Origin of the sequence: Commensalibacter sp. M0268 (genome assembly GCF_016101925.1) — a bacterium.
In the GTDB taxonomy this organism is placed as follows: domain Bacteria; phylum Pseudomonadota; class Alphaproteobacteria; order Acetobacterales; family Acetobacteraceae; genus Commensalibacter; species Commensalibacter melissae.
This window is the reverse complement of record NZ_JACFPQ010000003.1, coordinates 55,858-74,446: the sequence shown is the minus strand read 5'-3', so window position 1 is coordinate 74,446 and position 18,589 is coordinate 55,858. Positions and strand designations below refer to the sequence as shown.

Sequence of the window (18,589 nt, the reverse complement as noted above, 5' to 3'; positions counted from 1 at the left end):
ATATTTATGTATATTGTCTATTTGTCACCCTTTTCTGAGGAGGGTTTGTTATTGGATAGCTGACTTATATTATTTAGATATTCAGATAAGATGTTATTTCTTACTGCATCTGTATTTGCCAGATAATTTGTATAACAAACAATGGTCATGACTAAAGAGCTTTCTGTAATGTTATCAACCCATATATAGGGTTTTGGATCATCTAGAACATCTTTTTGTTTTTCCATGATTTTCATGATTAACGTACGTGCCTGATCCAATTGTTGAATGGTAATTACAGGTAATTTAAATGAAACCAGACCCATATGACGTCCACGGGTGGCATTCTGAACAGAAGATGTGATAATTTGTGAATTTGGAACAATTAGGGTTGAAAAATCTGACAAACGAATTTCGGTAGCTCTTACTTTGATGCTCATTACCACTCCTTTAACACCATTTATGATAACCGTATCCCCTATGCGGACGGGTCTTTCAGCGAGAAGGATAAGACCGGAAACAAAATTCTGGACAATGGCTTGTAAACCGAAACCAATACCGACAGAAAGAGCGCTGACAATCCAGGTAATGTTTTGGGTTGTTACCCCAAGGATGGATAAATCAATAATGGCGACAACGACCCAACAGCAATAATTGAAAATTGTATCAATTGAATTACAGGTTGCATTATCCAGACTGGTTTTTGGAAAGAAGTTTTTATTTAACCAGTTTCTGATAATTCTTATACAATATATACCAATGAAAAATACCAAGATTGCCTCGGCAATTGTTGAAAAGGAAAATGTAAAGTTACCTATTTTTTGGTTGGTTAGGGTGGTTGTTAAATGTTGGATGAAGACGACCAGATCAAAATTACCGGGGGAAATAATGGAAACAATTGTCAGAATGACAGTTGTTAGTGTGATGACACCGGTAATGATGGTTGATAATTGTTCCATGCTTTGAGGTTTTATGCCTAAAAGTTGTATTTTTTTACCCAGCCAGCGATCCGGATCAAAGATGAGGTTTGTTATATCATTCAAAAGTATTCTTAAAAGACTTAAAGTACTGAAAACCAGAATTACCCAGTTAAGCCATACACACATTGAATAACCCAAATGGATGTATCCTGTTAGGATGGCAACAATAGAGATGATACAGAATAATGGGAGCCCGATTGCAACGACAAGAAGTGTGATATCCGGACTTTGATTATTTTGTGCTGAATGAAGTTTGATTCTTTTCTGACCCACTTCGCGAAGCTTTATGGGAATGGACAAAAAAAGGATTGAGGCGACACAGGCAAAAAAACCATTGCATAATTGCTGTGCTATAATACTTACACCACTAACATTATTGATATAACGGACAATTCCAAGAAGCAGGATAATGGCCATATAAATATTGGGTAGAATATTGATTGAATGCGCAACTTCATCACCAATGGGCAATAACCGCCATTGTGGATTTTTTACAGCAAGGAAACCTCGATAAAGTCCAAAGATGAAACCGCAAAAATAAAGTTGGTGAATTATGTTTTGTGCAAAAGCATAGGCTTGTGGGCTGATCGTATTGTGGTTATTAATGGTTACCAAAATGAGTGTGGCAGATAATCCTGCGGTAAGAGAGGCTATTATTGCTGAACACAGCGTCATTAAACTGCGTCTAAGACGTGTGGGGGGAATGAATTTTTCTGTGAACTGTACCAGTCCCTTTTCAATAAGAGGACGTAGGATGAAAATTAACAGAATAGCGCCAAGAAAACCTGCAAGCATTGTAAGACGGCTTCCCCAGCCATCTTGCCATGTTTTGGTGAATAAACTGCCAAAATCAGAATATAGTTTATTTATGCGGGAACTGTCATCATCGTAATGAATGGCAATTTCATGCCAAAAATTATAACCTAGGGGGGAGGATATGCGGGTAAATAACTGTACCTGTTGAATCTTGGATAAAGCCTGCTGAATTTGTGCAACCTGACTATTGGCTTCCAAGGATATGATTGTTGCCTGCTGAATTTTTGCGCTAAGATCATTTCTATTTTGAATAAAGGATTTTTGTCGATCATTTAAATTTTTAATATCATCTTTATTTTTATCACTTCCTGTATTTTGGATAACGTTATCCAGTAGCTTTAAAGCCTGATTATATCCCTTCAGACGAGGGGTCAAATCAGTTACAATCGCATCTGCCGAGGTGGATATGGATCGCGCTTGATTCAGCAGATTTTTGAATTGTGTAAAATCTTCAGAATGCTGAAGGTTTTGTAAGCTTTTATTAATATTTCCCAATTGTTTTATAAGCTTATTTAAAATTGGTTGAGTTGTTGTATCGGGAATATTGAGAAAAACAGGTGTATTTGAAGGGGTTGATGAGGAAATAAGAGAGTTGGCTGCTTCTTGCGCGTGGGTATTTTGTATAGATATTATTCCAAAGGAAAGGAAAAGACTAAATAATAGGTATTGCACTATTTTCATAGAAGCAGCTCCAAGTTTAAAGGCAAATTTGTTTTATTTTATAACGACTTGGTAAAGTAAACTATAAAAATATGTAAAAATATTGTTTTTTTGTACGAAATAAGGCGAAAATGGCTTTTTTGGAATGAATTATATAGGAATTGTTAGTAAAATGTATTCTCAAACATTGCTTTATTACATAAAAACATAATTTCTGAATGAATTGATGATAGCAAACAATCTGATTTATACGTTAACCGCCCCTTATCAGTTTCAGCAAGAAATTCGAAAAAGTATATTTTTGGCACATGCTGTGCCCGTCTATACAGAAATGCAGGTTGGGGAATGGTTGCAACGATTAAAAATACCAGAGGCAACACATAATTGCTGGGCTTATCGTATAGGACAAAATTATAAAAGCAATGATGATGGTGAACCTTCCGGAACAGCGGGGCGACCCATTTTACAAGTTATAGAAAGACAGAATTTTGATTGTACACTAGTAATAGTTATTCGATGGTTTGGCGGTATTAAGCTAGGCGCAGGCGGTCTTATTCGGGCCTATAGTGGAACTGCGGCTGAATGTTTACGTCAGTCTTCCTTCAAATTATATATTCCTAAAAAAGAAATTATAATTGTCTGTTCTTTTTCAGATTATGCTTTGGTAAAAGTCCGTATTGGAGAATATCAAGCAGAAATTGCCATGGAAAATTTTGAATCCATGGATGTGGAGTGTCATCTTGTCGTGCCTGAAGAACAGTATTTGGCTTTGAAGCGACGTTTACTTGATCTGACAAGGGGACAGATATTGATAGAGGATATTAATAGATAAAGATCGGTGATAAAATACAGGAGGAGAGATGATTTCCTGATCCTTGGGGTATAAGGATCAGTTACGTTTGTATTGACAAAAATTAGAAATCTGTTCCCCCGACGGTCAGGCCGGAAAGTTTAAGGGATGGCTGTCCAACTCCAACCGGTACGCCTTGACCAGCCTTGCCGCAAGTTCCCACCCCTTTATCTAATTCAACTTTATTGCCAATCATTGTGATTTTGGTAAGGGCATCTGGACCATTTCCAATCAGGGTGGCCCCTTTAACTGGATGGGTGACCTTTCCATTTTCTATCAGATACGCCTCAGAAGTAGAGAAGACAAATTTACCAGAGGTAATATCAACCTGACCACCGCCAAAATTGACAGCGTAAAGACCTTTTTTGGTGCTTTTAATCATATCGTCCAACGTATCTTTTCCAGCCAGCATAAATGTATTGGTCATACGAGGAATTGGCGCACAGGCAAAAGATTCTCTACGTCCATTTCCCGTTGATGGTTTATTCATCAGACGGGCGTTCAAACGGTCATAAAGTAATCCTGTCAAAATGCCATCCTCGATCAGGTTTGTCCGTTGAGTTGGAGTTCCCTCATCATCAATATTAAGACTTCCCCGTCGTTCAGAGAGGGTGCCGTCATCAACGACATTAACCCCTGGAGCTGCAATTCTTTTACCCATTAAACCGGCAAAAGCAGAGGTTTCCTTGCGATTGAAATCACCTTCTAATCCGTGGCCGATAGCCTCATGTAACAAAATACCAGGCCATCCAGACCCGAGAACGACATCCATTTCACCGGCAGGTGCAGATTTACTTTCCTGATTGATTAGGGATTGATGCAAGGCTTCATGAACAGCATTTTTCCAAATATTTTCCTGTGTAATATGATCATAACCATAGCGTCCACCACACCCATAGGAACCTATTTCTCGACGTCCATTTTTTTCTGTTATGATGGTAACATTAAGTCGAACCAGGGGACGGATGTCAGCAACACGGAACTGACTGGTCCGGATAATTTGAATGGCCTGCCATTCTGCCGATAGGGATGCGCTTACCTGAACGACATGAGGACTTTTTGAACGGGCATAAGCATCAATTTCATGAAGCAAATGAGCCCGATCGGCAAATTTACCTTGATGAAGTGGGTTGTCAGGGTGATAAAGCTGATGATTGGTCAGGACAGGTTTATCACTGATTATAGATTCATGATCTGATTTCAATTGGCTGACAGTTTCACTGGCACGTTTTAAGGCTTTATCACTTAATTCATTGGAAAAAGCAAATCCTGTTTGAGTATCCAAGACTGATCGTAGGCCAAATCCAGAAGTGATATCTGTTGTCGCGGTTCGGATGGTTCCATCATCAATACTTATCATTTCACTTTCACGATATTCAAGAAACAGTTCTCCATCATCCATGGAAGAAAGGGTCTGATGAATGGATTTTTCTGTCTTATCCCGATCCAGCTGGGTTTTCTGTGGATTAAAAAATATAGAATCTGTCAGGGTCAAGGCATTGATGGGGTCAGTCATAAATGATAGCTTTCAAGAGGATCAAAATAAAAAATGTTAGTTATGATAATGATTTATTTTTACGCATATGATGTAGGGCAATCGTAACTGTTGTCAATAAAACGATTGCAAAGGCTTGATGAACGGTGCCTGCCCAGACGGGAACAACAAGCAATAATGTTGTAACCCCCAGGGCGTATTGGATAAGGACAGCCCATCCCATTGCCATAAAGCTGTCCTTGGTCGCCTTGTCCAATGAGGATTTCAGACCTGTCATAACGGTTATTAGAATCATTATGCCCGTAAATGTTGCCAGGAGCCTATGATTGAATTGAATGGTTGAAATATTTTCAAACCAGTTTAACCAGAAAGGGGATAGTCTGTTATAATCAGCAGGAATCAGGTGGCCGTTCATTAGGGGAAAACTGTTAAAGGAATGACCCGCATGGGTTCCTGCAGTAAAACCACCGGCAACAATGGTGACTAGCAATAAAATGAAATCAGTTCTCAATAGGGTTTTAATAAATTTTATGGCTGGATTTTGGGTCAGTGGATTGGGAACAGGGTGGCGTAATGAAAGGGCTGTCCATAAAATAGCGATATAGAGAATAATGGCGCAGGCTAGATGCAAAACGAGACGGACCGGTTCAACCGCGGTGCTGTTTGCTCTGAATCCAGAATGAACCATGAACCAGCCAATACCGCCCTGTAATCCACCGAGAATAAAAAAAATGAACAGGCGCAGAGCCAGTTGTTTTGTGATCATTTTTTTATAAATAAACCAGATTAAGGGTAAAATGAGAACCAGACCTATTAATCTTCCCAGAAAACGATGGCTCCATTCAGCCCAGAAAATCTGTTTAAATCCATCCAGTCCAAACCCATTGTTAAGAATTTGATATTGTGGAATGGTTTTATAAAGATCGAATTCCCGAACCCATTCTGCGTGGCTTAGAGGGGGAATGATACCAGTGATTGGACGCCAATCCATGATGGACAGACCGGAACCCGTTAGTCGTGTATATCCCCCAAGGGCTATCATGCAAAGAAGCATAAAGCAGATGAGGAACAGCCACGTTGAAATTGATTTATTGTTTTGCATGAGTAAAGAAATTCTAAATAAATGATAAAGGGTATCGTTTTAAAGAAAAGTGAGATATTGTGTTTTTTTTAGTCCTATAAGAAGGTTTTTGCAAGTCAAGCCTTTCATAAGGTCAATAATTTAGTTGTGTTATGAAAAGAAATAAAAATTTAACTCAATACAAAACACTAATTGGTCAAGTAATAAAACCATTATGTATGGTTTTTGGAATTGTTATTGTTCTTTTACTTGCTCGTTATTTTCACGGCTTTGATTTGTTTTTAAATGATCATACGTTATTAAGGCGCGGGATAAAAGGTCCCCTGATTTTCTTATCCATTGCCATCATTATGTGCATGGTCGGTTTTCCAAGACAGCTTGTCTGTCTGACGGCTGGGGTGGTATACGGTTTTTGGTTGGGTATTTTTTACGCCACGATTGCGACTGTCATAGGAGCGTTATTGGCCTATAACTGGGCCCGGTGGCTGGGACGTGAATGGGGGAAAAAATATCTTTCCCATGCAAAACTAAAAAAAATTCATCATTTTATTCAAACAAACCCTTTTCATACCGTTCTTATCTGCCGTTTGATGCCTGTGGGCTCTTCCGTTCTGCTGAATACCATGGCTGGTATAGTTGGTATTTCCGTTATGCCTTTTATCTGTGCGACTTTTCTGGGAAGCTTTCCACAAACGGTTGTTTTTGTTTTACTCGGCGGCGGAATTCGGATTGGCCATTTTGGGCAAATTACGTTAAGTTTACTTTTATTGGCTGTTTCAATACTTGCTGGTTTGATTTTAATGAAACGTTCTTTTAACAAAAAAGATGATTTATTATTGCCTGAATAATTATAAAAGCATTATAATTTTCTCAGGATATTTCAAGGAGACTATTGATGTTAAAGCTTTATACAATTCCAGGTGCTTGCTCAACAGGATGTCATATTGCCCTATATTGGTGCAAAGCTGATTTTGACTTTGAAATTGTTGATCATGATGGTTTAAAAAAGGATGAATTTCTTAAATTGAATCCATCAGGTCAGGTGCCCGTATTGGTTGATGATCGGTTTGTGCTGACTGAAAATGTCGCCATCATGAATTATATTGCGGATTCTTTTCCACAAGGGAAGCTGCTCGGAGATGGTAGTAAGCAACAAAGGGCAGAGGCTTTGCGTTGGTTGGCTTTTGTAAATTCCGATATTCATCCTGTATTCGGTTTGATTTTTGGAGGACAACAAATCAGCGGCGATCAAAAAGTGATTGAAATCCTTGATACTGCCGCTCGTAAAAAACTTCATAAATTATACGGTCAGGTTGATAAACAACTGGCGGAAAAGGAATGGATTGCGGGTTTCCGTAGTGTGGCAGATCCATATTTATTCATGACCTTGACCTGGGTTCAAAATCTAAAAATAGATATTTCGAATTATAAGAATCTGTTGCAGTTTTATATGAAAATGCAAAAAGATGATGGGGTTCTTGCTGTTTTCAAGGCGGAAGGTATTCCGAATTTCGTTTGATGTCCAAATAAGGGATGATGAAAATGAAATCTCATTTTCATCATTTTGGAAAATTATTTTATCCATTATTTGACAAGATTAATTTTTGCATATTTTATAATCTTTTCATCGTTCAATAGATAAAGCTCGTCAATTAATCCGATTTGCAGACTGCCGGGGGCGTTGATATGTTGCATAGCGATATCGGCGGCAATGCCAATAAAAGCCATTGCCGCGGAACAAGCATATAGGGTGTTTTTTTCAACAGCCAGGCATGCTGCGGTGATGGCGGTTGCTGCACAACCAGATCCTGTTACTTTGGTTAAGAGAGAGTGGCTGTTTCTTACGGAGACAATCTCTTTTCCGTTGGTGATATAATCTGTTTGGCCACTGATTGACACAGTGGTTTTATAAGATAAGGCCAGTTGTTTAGCGGCTTCCAGTGCATCATGAGAGGAATCAAGACTATCCACTCCATGGCCCTGTGTTCGAGGAGATGTATTTTGATGATAATGGTAAAGACTGATAATTTCTGACGCATTTCCCCGAATGGCATTGGGGAAATTCTGTAAAAGACTGAGCGTTGTTTTAGCTCGATAAAGAGAGGCACTGATGCCCACCGGATCGAGTATCCATGGAATGTTTTGCTGGTATGCGGTACGACTGGCCAACTGCATGGAGCGTAATTGGGGTGTTGATAAAGTCCCAATATTGATAACCAGAGCGTTGGATTTTTGAACGAATTCCTCAACTTCCTCCTCCGCATTGGCCATGGCGGGTGATGCGCCAAGCCCAAGTAAAATATTTGCGGTAAATTGGGTTGCAACCTGATTGGTTATATTGAGGATAAGTGGATTTTTTGCGCGTATGGCATGAAGAGTGGAAATTAGGATATTGGGTTCGATCATGATAATACAAAGTTTTTGTTTTATAGGTTATGGTTTATGAATGGAGATTATAGACTATTTCGTTGCAAAAGATATCTGCCTTACGTATTCTAGAGATAATAATGTCTTTTAAAATTTGAGAGAATAATAAAGTGGATCTTGGTCTAAAAAATAAAAAAGTGCTTATTAGTGGCGGTTCCAAAGGAATTGGATTGGCGATTGCCCAAAAATTTATTGATGAAGGTGCGTTTGTCAGTATTTGTGCCAGAAATCAGCAAGGTATCGATAAGGCTATTCTGCAATTGGGTGACCGGGCCATGGGCATGACTGTTGATATTAACAAGGCGGATGAAGTTAAAAGATGGATCAAGGAAAGTCACAAAAAGATGGGTGGGCTTGATCATGTGGTGGCGAATGTAAGCGCTCTTGCCTCGGGACGAGATCTGCAAACCTGGAAAAAGGCGGTTGATACAGACCTGTTAGGTACCGTTGCCCTGGTTAACGAGACATTGCCTTATTTAACCAAACAGAAAAACGGATCAATTGTTATCATATCCAGTGTTTCCGCTTCTGAAATAGACGTATTTGCTGAACCATATGGTGCCTTAAAGGCTGCCTTGAATCATTATGGCAAATCGGTTGCACTAAGAGTTGCAGAACACAATGTAAGGGTTAATCTTGTTTCTCCAGGAACAATTTATTTTAAGGGAGGGATATGGGATCAAATTGAACGGGAGCAGCCTGAACTTTATAATACAGCCTTGAAGAATAACCCGTTAGGTCGTATGGGAACACCAGAGGATGTGGCCTCAACAGTTGTTTTTCTGACAAGTGAACAGGCAAGTTTTATTACAGGAAGCAACCTTGTTGTTGATGGTGGCATGACAAAACGCGTGTAAAATTATTGATAAATTGCCTGTCCCAAGCCTTTTTAAAATCAAATAGGCGGTATCGGGTAATTTAACTGGTTATATATTATGTTCTTTAAATAAGGTTAACCAATTATTTTAATATCATATGATAGAAATAATGAATTTATCTGAACAATTTATAATATTATGAAAAATTATACATTAATTCAGCAAGTTGTTTTATTTTTAAAAGATAATCCGCATAAACGATTTACGGCGCGTGAAATTGCAATCCAATTAGTTAAAATTTATCCTGATTATTATAAACAAAAAAGACTAAATAGCCAGCAGCGTTTTACCTCGGAAAATTCTTTTATTTCTCAAATTGTTGCTGAAATTGGTTCACGTATTAAAAGGTTGAAACAATCAAATGCAGGAATATTGATTCAGGACCAACCTCGACCAAGAGTTTACGAATGGAAAGGTAATTCCAGGCTCAAGAGCAATTTTATAGATAAACTGAAAGATGAAGAAAATGCAGGTAAAGACATTTTAAATTTGCCATTAAAAAAGATAAATTATACGGAAGCTGATCTTTATCCTTTATTGATTGAGTATCTTGGTACGGAATATAATTTAAAATGTGATAGGATCAATGAAAAATTTTCAAAAAAAGGTAAAGGGGAAAATGGCAATAAATGGTTGCATCCGGATATTGTTGCTTTGCAGGCAGTGACTGAAGACTGGAATAGTTTGGTTAAAACTTGTGTACAGTCAGGGGATGCTAAAATGGCTTATCTATGGTCTTTTGAAGTAAAAAAACAGATTTCCCGCTCAACGGTTCGTCAATATTTTTTTCAAGCCGTTAGTAATTCCAGTTGGGCAAATTACGGTTATCTTGTGAGTGCAAGCATTCCAGATGATGGAACGATGAATGAGCTGAGAATGTTGTCGGCTTTACATGGTATTGGGTTAATTATACTTAAAACAGATAATGTAATTGATAGTCAGATAATGATTCCGGCGGCATTTAGAGCAGAGGTGGATTGGTGCTCGGTAAACCGGTTGGTTGAAGAAAATCCGGATATGAGATTGTTTATTCAAAAAGTTGCAAGTTATTATAAAAGCGGTTTGTTACAAAAAACTGGATGGAGTAATGATTTACTAAAAGTTGAGAGTAATTAAATATAAATTATTAATATATATTAATTTAACTATAAAAAACTGATTTAATTAAAATAATTCTTAAATAAATATATAAATATTATCCAATATGTTATAATTTACAGAGTAAAAATGAATTTATTCAGTGTGTTATTCATATAAGAGATTTTTCATGAATTTTTATATGTTGGTTTTTGTAAAATTTATTATCGGCTTTGCTGTTGTAATTTTTTATTTTAATCAGTCCGGAAAAACTCAGCTTTCCCAAATGACTCCTATTGATCTGATTGGAAATTTTATATTGGGTGGAATAATTGGGGGGGTTATTTATACTGATAGTATTTCTCTGTCTCGTTATATTGTTGTCTTGATAATTGGCACTCTATTAATGCATTTTCTAAATTATATTGCCAAAAAATTTGATGTTTTCCGTGCCTTGGCCTTGGGTAACACGATTGTTTTTATTAAAAACGGTTCCTTATTAATGGATAATATCCAGGATAAAAAAAATAAAATTGATATTATCAATATTATGTCCAGTTTACATTCCAGAGGCATTGGTTCAATGCAGGAAATATATTATGCCCAAATTGAGCCTAATGGATCGTTGACTGTTAAAAATAAAGAGGAAAAGGATCCTTCCGTCATTTTAATCCTTGATAGCGAGATCAAGGATTGTCCATCCCATTTGTTGGATATAAGTCAAGATACGGTCCAGCATTTACTTGATAAATATTTCTTGAAACTGGAGGATGTTTATCTAGCCGAATACTACGATAAAAAGATCATGTTTGCTTTATATGACGGTAAAAGAATAACTATTCCATTTTATTGAGCATCTATAGTGCTATATAAATTAATTTGAATATTTAAGTTTTTGTTTTTTAGTTTATTTTTGAAAAATGTTTTATTTTATTGGATTTTTAGATGTTTGAAAAACAAAGGTTCTTTGCCTTTTTTATATGTTTATTTATATGTAGTTTTTTTTTAAATTCATTATCTGTCAAAACTGTTTATGGAAATTTAAATGTTCAGAATTCGGGTAATGAACAAATTTTAAAGGTTGTTGACGTATCTGAAATAGACAGGGATGGTTGGGACTGTCTTGCGGTTACTTTTTCATCCCCCCTGAATGAAAACCAGAACTTTGAAGAGATATTGCATCTTTTTGATGCAAAAAAAGGCAAGGTGGATGGCGCCTGGATTTTATCTGAAGACCATCAGGAACTTATTTTTAATCATCTTGAGTCTAACCGGAAACTGGTTTTAACTGTTGATGCTGGATTAAAGGGTAAAGACGCAAAAATTCTCAGAAAAGAATATACGGCCAAAATCACAACAAACGATTTAAGTCCAAATATCAGCTTTGCCAGTCAGGGTTCTTTGTTTCCCGTTAGATTGGCCGAGGGTTTGCCTGTTATAACATTGAATGTAAATCAGGCAAATGTTGAATTCTTCAGAATAAAAAATGACCAGCTTGTCAATTTTTTTGAAGATAAGGAATCTTCCTCAATCTTGTCAAATGACATGATCTCGGCTTTGGTTGATAAGGCGGATCTGATATATACGGGTTCTTTTAAGCTAAATGTAGATAAAAATCATCGTCAGAAAATTTTACTGCCGATTTCTTCCATTAAACCTTTACAAAAAAAGGGTGTTTATTTTGCGGTTATGCGTTCCGCGGGAATGTATAATTACAGTTATCCTGTTACAGTGTTTACGATTTCTGATATTGGCATTTCCGTACATCGTTATCAGGATAATGATCAGATCAGCGTTTTTACACAGTCTCTAGAAACGGGTGATGTCTTACCAAACGTAAATATCAGTGCCTTGGATAAAAAAGGGCATATCATTGCGACAGCTTTTTCAGATAAGGACGGTTATGCAAATTTGACAAATATGTCAAAAGCTAGAATTTTGCTGGCAACACAAAATGGTCAAACATCCTTTATCCAATTAAAGTCTCCAGCTTTGGATTTATCAGATTTTAAAATTGATGGAGATATCCAGCATGATTTACAGTTTTTTGTTTTTGGCCCCCGTGATTTGTATCGTCCGGGAGAAACCGTAATATTGAACGCTTTATTGAGGGATGCGGATGGGCAACCTGTTCAAAATATTCCAGTCAATGCTATTGTTTATAATGCAGAGGGAAAAAAGGCTCAAAATTTTGTTTGGAAAGCCTCAGAGACAGGATTTTATCAATATCAGTTAAAATTACCCGCCAATGCTGTAACAGGCAAATGGTCTGTTGTTGTGAAAGCGGGGAGGAAAGAATTGAATCAGTATCGATTTGCAGTTGAGGATTTTTTGCCTGAACGTATGGGTCTTACTTTACAATCGGAAAATCTGGAAAATTCGAAAAATAATGTGCCTCTGACCTCTCGGCAAGATTTGCATGTCAAGGCGAATGGCTGGTATCTGTATGGGGCACCGGCCAGTCATAATCTTTTATCAGGTTCAATTACCATGCACTCATTGAGAAAAGCGGTTCCTCAATTAAAGGGATTTGAATTTGGTGATAGTCAAGAAAAAAATCTTGATAAACGGATGGATTTTGACGAGATTCATCTGGATCAGCTAGGTTATGGCCAAATTAAAATGGCCAATCAATGGCAAGGGATCAGATCACCTGTTCAATTGATTATTGAGGCCAGCCTGTTTGAAACCGGAGGACGTCCAGTGGTGAGACATTTGACGCAATTTGTATGGCCAGCCAAGCAATTGGTTGGTATCCGGCCCCTTTTTGATTCGGTTACCTCGCATGACAAGCCAATTCGATTTGAGGTTGTCATGGCTGATTTCGAAGGGCATAAATTACCTGCAAAAAATTTAAAAGCAAGATTTATTCATGAACGTCATGATTATTATTGGACGTATTCTGATGATACAGGGTGGGACAGCCATTTTAATAAGAAAGATGTTATAGAGGATGAACAGCTTTTAAACATAGGCCAAAACAAAACAGCGATGCTGACATTTCCTTCCAAAGATTGGGGATCCTATCGATTGGAAGTGTTCAATCCAGATACCGGTTTGACATCCAGTTATTCTTTTGAAACGGGGGCAGTTGAAGAAGCGGGTTCAGAAGAGAATTTGCGTCCCGATCAGGTTAAGGTCATGCTGGATAAAACGGCTTACAAAGCTGGCGATATTGCCCGAATCACTTTGACCCTTCCTTCTGATGGCAAGGGTTATTTGGCGGTAGAATCATCAGGTCAGCTATTATGGCGGCAATCTATTCAGGCTTCTGCCAAAGGTTCAAGTTTTACCCTTCCCATTAATTCAAAATGGTTACGTCATGATGTATATATTACAACTTTGATTATCCGACCCGGTGACCGTAAGGTTGGTGCCACTCCAAAACGATCTGTGGGAATATTACACTTACCTCTTGATCGGCAGGATCGTAAGTTAAAACTTCAAATGAAAATGAATTCAAAAATCGAGCCTTTAACGGATCAGAAAGTTAAGGTCAAAGTTACGGATGCATATGGGAAACCTGTAAAGGATGCCGAGGTTTTATTATCCGCCGTGGATACAGGTGTCTTAAATATTACGGATTACAAAACTCCAGATCCTTTCAGGGCTTTCTTTGATCGCAAAGCTTATAATGTTGATCAGTTAGATGTTTATGGCAAGTTAATCGAGGCAGGTCAAAACCCTTTGGCAAGTTTGGCTTTTGGTGGGGATGCAATCGCTAAGGGGGGGGAAACTGCCCGATACCAAGATCAAGATTGTTACGTTACAACCCAAGCCTATTCATGTGAATGATCAGGGTGAAGCCGAGATTTCAATTACTGTTCCAGATTTTAACGGCGAATTAAGAATTATGGGGCAAGTTTGGACAGCTGGTCAATTTGGTATGGCAGAAAATAAAATAACAGTTGCCGCACCTATTGTTGCCGAAATGTCCACACCACGTTTCCTGGCAGGGGGTGATGAAACGGTTCTGGCACTTGATCTTACACATGACCAGACAGTCACAGGAATTATCTGTGCGTTTCAAGACAGAAGGATTTATTTTTGCAACGCATTCTGGGGATCAAGCTGTTATATTGGCACCAAATGAACGGAAAACACTAAAAATTCCTGTCCAGGCAAAAACAGGATCAGGAGAAGGAAAAATCAGGGTTGATGTTTCAGGAATTGTCTCCAACGGCAAAAAGCAAGTATTGAGCCGTTCATGGTCAATTGGAACACGCCCGCCTTATGCTGCTCAATTTATAATAGAACAGACTAAACTAAATAAAAAAAGTTGGCAGATACCATCATCGGTCTTGCATAATATCGGGATTTCAGGTCGTGAGGGGAGACTGAACATAAGTCCTTATCCACCCTTGAATTTATCCAGACAGATTGAGGATTTACAAACTTATCCCTATGAATGTGCCGAACAAACAACAAGTGGAATTTATCCTTTCCTCTATGTAAATAAGGATATCTTAAAACAGCTTAATATTAAAAACAAGCTAACCGATCAACAGCGTCATGATGCGATTAATGCAGCGATTTTCCATATACTAACGATGCAGCGTTCAAATGGGGGATTTGGGTTATGGAGCAGTGACAGCCCAGAAGAATATTGGTTAACCGTTTATATCACGGATTTTCTTATTCAGGCACGGGACCGGGGTTATATGATTCCTGAAGATGCCTTGCAAAATGCCTTAAAACGTTTGTTAATATATGTTCAAAACGGCAATGAGATTGATCCTTATTACAGTCGTGACTTTAATGAATCGCGTTTTACGGTTCAAGCCTATGCTGGATATGTATTGGCACGAACAAAACAGGTACCTTTAGCCGCATTAAGAAATCTTTACAATCATCGTAAACAGGCACCATCAGGACTTTCTTTAATTCAGTTGTCAGCAGCATTAAAGCTAATGGGAGATGAGGGACGTTCTGCACAGACCTTAAATGAAGGTTTACATTATGGGCAACGTGTTCATGATTGGTGGATAGGAGATTATGGAAGTGATATTCGTGATAATGCGTTAATTCTTGCACTTTTACAGGATAATCATTTGGTCAGTGATGACGTTGTTATACAAAGGCTGTTTGCTTTAAGTCATCAAATTGAAGATAAAATATATTTGTCTACACAGGAAAAGAATGCAATTTTTCTGGCAGGATATCGCTATGTTTCAAAATCCGCTAAAAACTGGAAGGTTGAGGTCGACGTGGCAGGGAATCATTATAACCTGACAAACCAAAAATCTTTTTTGCAATTCAATGATCAGGAAATGAGACAGATCAATACGCTTCGCCTTGCCAGCAAAACGGGAGATGTTGATCTATATCCAAATCTCGGTTTATCCGGTTATCCGTTACGGGCTCCTGTACAGGTTCAGAAAAAGGAACTGAACATAGAAAGAGAATTTCTTGATATTTACGGTAATCCAGTGGATTTGAAAAATGTCAAAACGGGTGATCTTATATTGGTTAGAATTAAGATATTTTCGTTTTCAAGAATGCACGACGCTTTGGTGGTTGATTTCCTGCCCGCTGGATTTGAGCTGGAAAATCAAGATCTTTCAAATGCTTCTGTCAATTTGGAAAATGCAGGGGAGGTAATTAAAAAATCTCTTGAAAAAATGCAGGAAGCATCCATTCAACATCAAGAATATCGTGATGACCGTTATGTAGCCCAATTGGATCTTACAAATAAAACTGAACTGGTTTATTTGGCCCGTGCGGTGACACCTGGAAGGTATCACATACCATCGGCAACATTACAGTCGATGTATCAGCCAGGCCGGTTTGCAAGGACCAGTGGCAATATGACATTAATAGTTAAAGCACGTTAAAAAAATTAATAAAAAGGTCATAATCAGGTGTGCATCAATATATGATGGTGTACGCCTTTTTTATTAGAAATAAATGGTGTGTATAGTGCGTGTGATAGGTCAGATTTACCGAAAAGGGGTAATATTCTGTTTATTTATTTGCATTGGGTTATTTATAGCGGATAAAACCAACCCTCTTCCTTTACCAAATATCAGTTCTTCTCGTGTCGTTTTGGCAGAGGATGGAACGCCCTTATGGCGTTTTACCAATCAAAAAGGGGTCTGGCGTTATCCTGTTACCATCCAACAGGTTTCTCCATATTATATTCAAGCTTTGTTAGCCTATGAAGATCGGTGGTTTTATCATCATCCCGGCATTAATCCTGTCGCTTTGGGCAGGGCTTTTGGACAAGATATTTATCATCATCATATCGTATCGGGTGGTAGTACGCTCTCAATGCAGGTTGCTCGTATTATTGATCCCTGTCCCCATACTTATTTGGGAAAAATTGGGCAGATTTTCCGGGCGTTGCAACTTGAATGGCATTTGAATAAAGAATAGATTCTAACCATTTATCTAAATCATGTATCTTATGGGGGAATGGTAGAGGGTATTGCGGCGGCAAGTTGGACATATCTTGGTAAACCACCGGATCAACTTACCAAAGGAGAGGCAGCCTTGCTGGCTGTTCTACCACAAGCGCCCAGCCGTTTACGACCAGATCGTTATCCTGAGCGTGCCAAGAAGGCCCGTGACAAAGTTCTGGAGCGGCTAGCTCAATTCAAGGTATGGTCAAAGAGGGATATTGAGGAAATTAAAGGGGAAAATGTTTTATTAAGTGAACGTCAGATACCACAATTGGCTCCCTTATTGGCGAGACGATTATCACTTCAGAACAAAGATGCAGTCATCCATAGCACTATCAATATAGATATGCAACGTCATTTGGAGGAACTTCTTGAAAATTGGAAAAACCGTTTACCGCCTCATAATTCCGCTGCCATTTTGGTGGTGGATTCAGCGACAATGCAGGTTAAAGCCTATCTCGGCTCTGTAGATTTACAGGATAAACAGCGTTTTGGTTATGTGGATATGGTAACCGCTATCCGTTCACCCGGTTCAATATTAAAGCCTTTTCTTTATGGGTTGGCCATGGATGAAGGGCTTATCCATTCTGAATCCTTATTGCAGGATGTACCAAGACAATCTGGTCATTATAGGCCAGAGGATTTTTCTTCTTCATTTGTTGGACCCGTTTCAGTAAGCCAGGCATTGCGAAGATCACTTAATTTACCAGCCGTACAAGTGTTGGAAGTTTATGGAGCCAGAAAATTTTACGGCAAATTAACAGGTGCCGGCATTGGATTAAAACTGCCTCAAATGGTTGAACCAAATTTGGCAATTATTCTTGGCGGGATTGGCACGTCTTTGGAAAATGTTGTTACAGCATATAGCGCGTTCGCAAGAAAGGGGAAGGTTGCAATGTTACGTTTCAAGAATAATGGATCCATGAGTGAACGGCCATTATTGTCTAAAGGTTCAGCCTGGGTTATTCGGAAAATTCTGGAAGGGGAAAGTCCATTGGATAGTAATTTTGATCGGCAGATTTTTCAGCAGGATCATTTGGCATGGAAAACAGGGACAAGTTACGGATATAGGGATGCTTGGGCTGTTGGCGTTGGCAGACATCATATAATGGGGGTCTGGATTGGAAGACCTGATGGCACACCTGTGGCAGGCCAATATGGAATAGCTTCCGCAACCCCCTTATTATTTCAAGTATATGATATGGTCAGAAACCAAGCTTCACAGACGTTTTCATATAGTATTAAAGATCATGAGCCGGCAACAGTAAGCGTGGCACAGATATGTTGGCCATCTGGACAGATATTGCCGGATAGGGATCAAAATTGCCGACAAAAAAGGACCGCATGGATTATAAACCATATAGTTCCACCCACTTTGGAAATGGCCGATCAACCGTTAGGAACGGGTATCAGCCAAACGGTATGGATCAATAAACGAGGATTTCAAGTATCGTCTGATTGTCCAGGAGCCATTGACAAAAAAATTGATCTGTGGCCAATTGCACTTGAACCTTGGTTGCCCCTTACAGAACAGCGTCACAATCGTCTGCCCACACAGGATTTATCCTGTCCCTCCTTATCTTTGATGGAATCTTCTTCCTTGTCCATTATAGGTGTAAAAAACGGAGACCATTTACAGTTGCCTCCCAGTAATATGCATTCGTTAACTTTAAAATTATCTGCTCTTGGGGGGACAAAGAAAAAATGGTGGTTCCTAAATGGTTATCTTATTCAGGAAACTGATGGAAATCAAAGTTTTGATCATGTTTTTCATAATCATGGAAAGCAACAATTGACGGTAATGGATGAAATGGGAAAAACGGCTCTTGCTGAATTTACGTTGAATTAAAGGCATGAATTCATAGGATATACTATCAGGTAAAAAATAAATGGATTCATTGACGATTTGAAATCATATTTATGGCCTTGGTATAGACCATCTTCA

General features: G+C 38.4%; 13 protein-coding genes and 1 pseudogene. 10 read left to right on the top strand and 4 right to left on the bottom strand.

Annotated elements, in window-relative coordinates:
* Nucleotides 1–17: 17 nt before the first annotated feature.
* Nucleotides 18–2,456 carry a DUF3772 domain-containing protein gene (locus H3R28_RS05835; protein ID WP_198210122.1) on the bottom strand — a complete coding sequence of 813 codons (2,439 nt, stop codon included), beginning with the start codon at nt 2,454–2,456 and terminating at the stop codon, nt 18–20.
* 205 nt (nt 2,457–2,661) lie between these two features.
* On the opposite strand from H3R28_RS05835, the gene H3R28_RS05830 reads away from it, so the two are divergent.
* Nucleotides 2,662–3,267, top strand: coding sequence for a YigZ family protein (locus H3R28_RS05830; protein WP_198210120.1), 606 nt, complete (start codon nt 2,662–2,664; stop codon nt 3,265–3,267).
* An 82-nt stretch (nt 3,268–3,349) separates the two neighbouring features.
* On the opposite strand, the gene tldD is transcribed toward H3R28_RS05830, so the two are convergent.
* Together tldD and H3R28_RS05820 are read right to left on the bottom strand one after the other, a co-directional pair.
* The gene (gene tldD / locus H3R28_RS05825; protein WP_198210118.1) at nt 3,350–4,801 is read right to left on the bottom strand and encodes a metalloprotease TldD; all 1,452 of its coding nucleotides are present in this window, start codon (nt 4,799–4,801) and stop codon (nt 3,350–3,352) included.
* Nucleotides 4,802–4,841: 40 nt separating this feature from the next.
* Nucleotides 4,842–5,882: a COX15/CtaA family protein gene (locus H3R28_RS05820; RefSeq protein WP_155566184.1), complete on the bottom strand. Its 1,041-nt coding sequence runs from the start codon at nt 5,880–5,882 to the stop codon at nt 4,842–4,844.
* A gap of 197 nt (nt 5,883–6,079) precedes the next feature.
* On the opposite strand from H3R28_RS05820, the gene H3R28_RS05815 reads away from it, so the two are divergent.
* The gene (locus H3R28_RS05815) at nt 6,080–6,709 is read left to right on the top strand and encodes a TVP38/TMEM64 family protein (RefSeq protein WP_196424189.1); all 630 of its coding nucleotides are present in this window, start codon (nt 6,080–6,082) and stop codon (nt 6,707–6,709) included.
* Between the two features lie 47 nt (nt 6,710–6,756).
* Nucleotides 6,757–7,380 carry a glutathione S-transferase family protein gene (locus tag H3R28_RS05810; protein WP_155566185.1) on the top strand — a complete coding sequence of 208 codons (624 nt, stop codon included), beginning with the start codon at nt 6,757–6,759 and terminating at the stop codon, nt 7,378–7,380.
* A gap of 65 nt (nt 7,381–7,445) precedes the next feature.
* On the opposite strand, the gene thiM is transcribed toward H3R28_RS05810, so the two are convergent.
* Entirely contained in the window at nt 7,446–8,267 is an 822-nt protein-coding gene (thiM, locus tag H3R28_RS05805; protein WP_198210116.1) for a hydroxyethylthiazole kinase, read from the bottom strand.
* 131 nt (nt 8,268–8,398) lie between these two features.
* Here thiM and H3R28_RS05800 point away from each other — a divergent pair, with 131 nt between their 5' ends.
* From H3R28_RS05800 to pbpC, 7 genes and pseudogenes are all read left to right on the top strand, one after another.
* Nucleotides 8,399–9,145 carry an SDR family NAD(P)-dependent oxidoreductase gene (locus H3R28_RS05800; protein WP_198210114.1) on the top strand — a complete coding sequence of 249 codons (747 nt, stop codon included), beginning with the start codon at nt 8,399–8,401 and terminating at the stop codon, nt 9,143–9,145.
* Nucleotides 9,146–9,304: 159 nt separating this feature from the next.
* Nucleotides 9,305–10,282, top strand: a complete 978-nt coding sequence (locus H3R28_RS05795; protein ID WP_155564794.1) for a COG2958 family protein — start codon at nt 9,305–9,307, stop codon at nt 10,280–10,282.
* A gap of 151 nt (nt 10,283–10,433) precedes the next feature.
* Entirely contained in the window at nt 10,434–11,096 is a 663-nt protein-coding gene (locus H3R28_RS05790; protein WP_155567522.1) for a DUF421 domain-containing protein, read from the top strand.
* Nucleotides 11,097–11,188: 92 nt separating this feature from the next.
* Nucleotides 11,189–14,038, top strand: coding sequence for an MG2 domain-containing protein (locus H3R28_RS05785; RefSeq protein ID WP_198210112.1), 2,850 nt, complete (start codon nt 11,189–11,191; stop codon nt 14,036–14,038).
* A complete protein-coding gene (locus H3R28_RS05780; protein ID WP_198210110.1) occupies nt 13,956–14,336 on the top strand; it encodes an alpha-2-macroglobulin family protein in 381 nt (126 codons plus the stop codon). The genes H3R28_RS05785 and H3R28_RS05780 overlap by 83 nt, the downstream gene beginning before the upstream one ends.
* Nucleotides 14,236–16,077, top strand: a complete 1,842-nt coding sequence (locus H3R28_RS05775) for an alpha-2-macroglobulin (protein ID WP_198210108.1) — start codon at nt 14,236–14,238, stop codon at nt 16,075–16,077. Before H3R28_RS05780 ends, H3R28_RS05775 begins: the two co-directional genes overlap by 101 nt.
* A gap of 73 nt (nt 16,078–16,150) precedes the next feature.
* Nucleotides 16,151–18,493 (top strand): annotated as a pseudogene (gene pbpC / locus H3R28_RS05765) (peptidoglycan glycosyltransferase PbpC).
* Nucleotides 18,494–18,589: the final 96 nt, after the last annotated feature.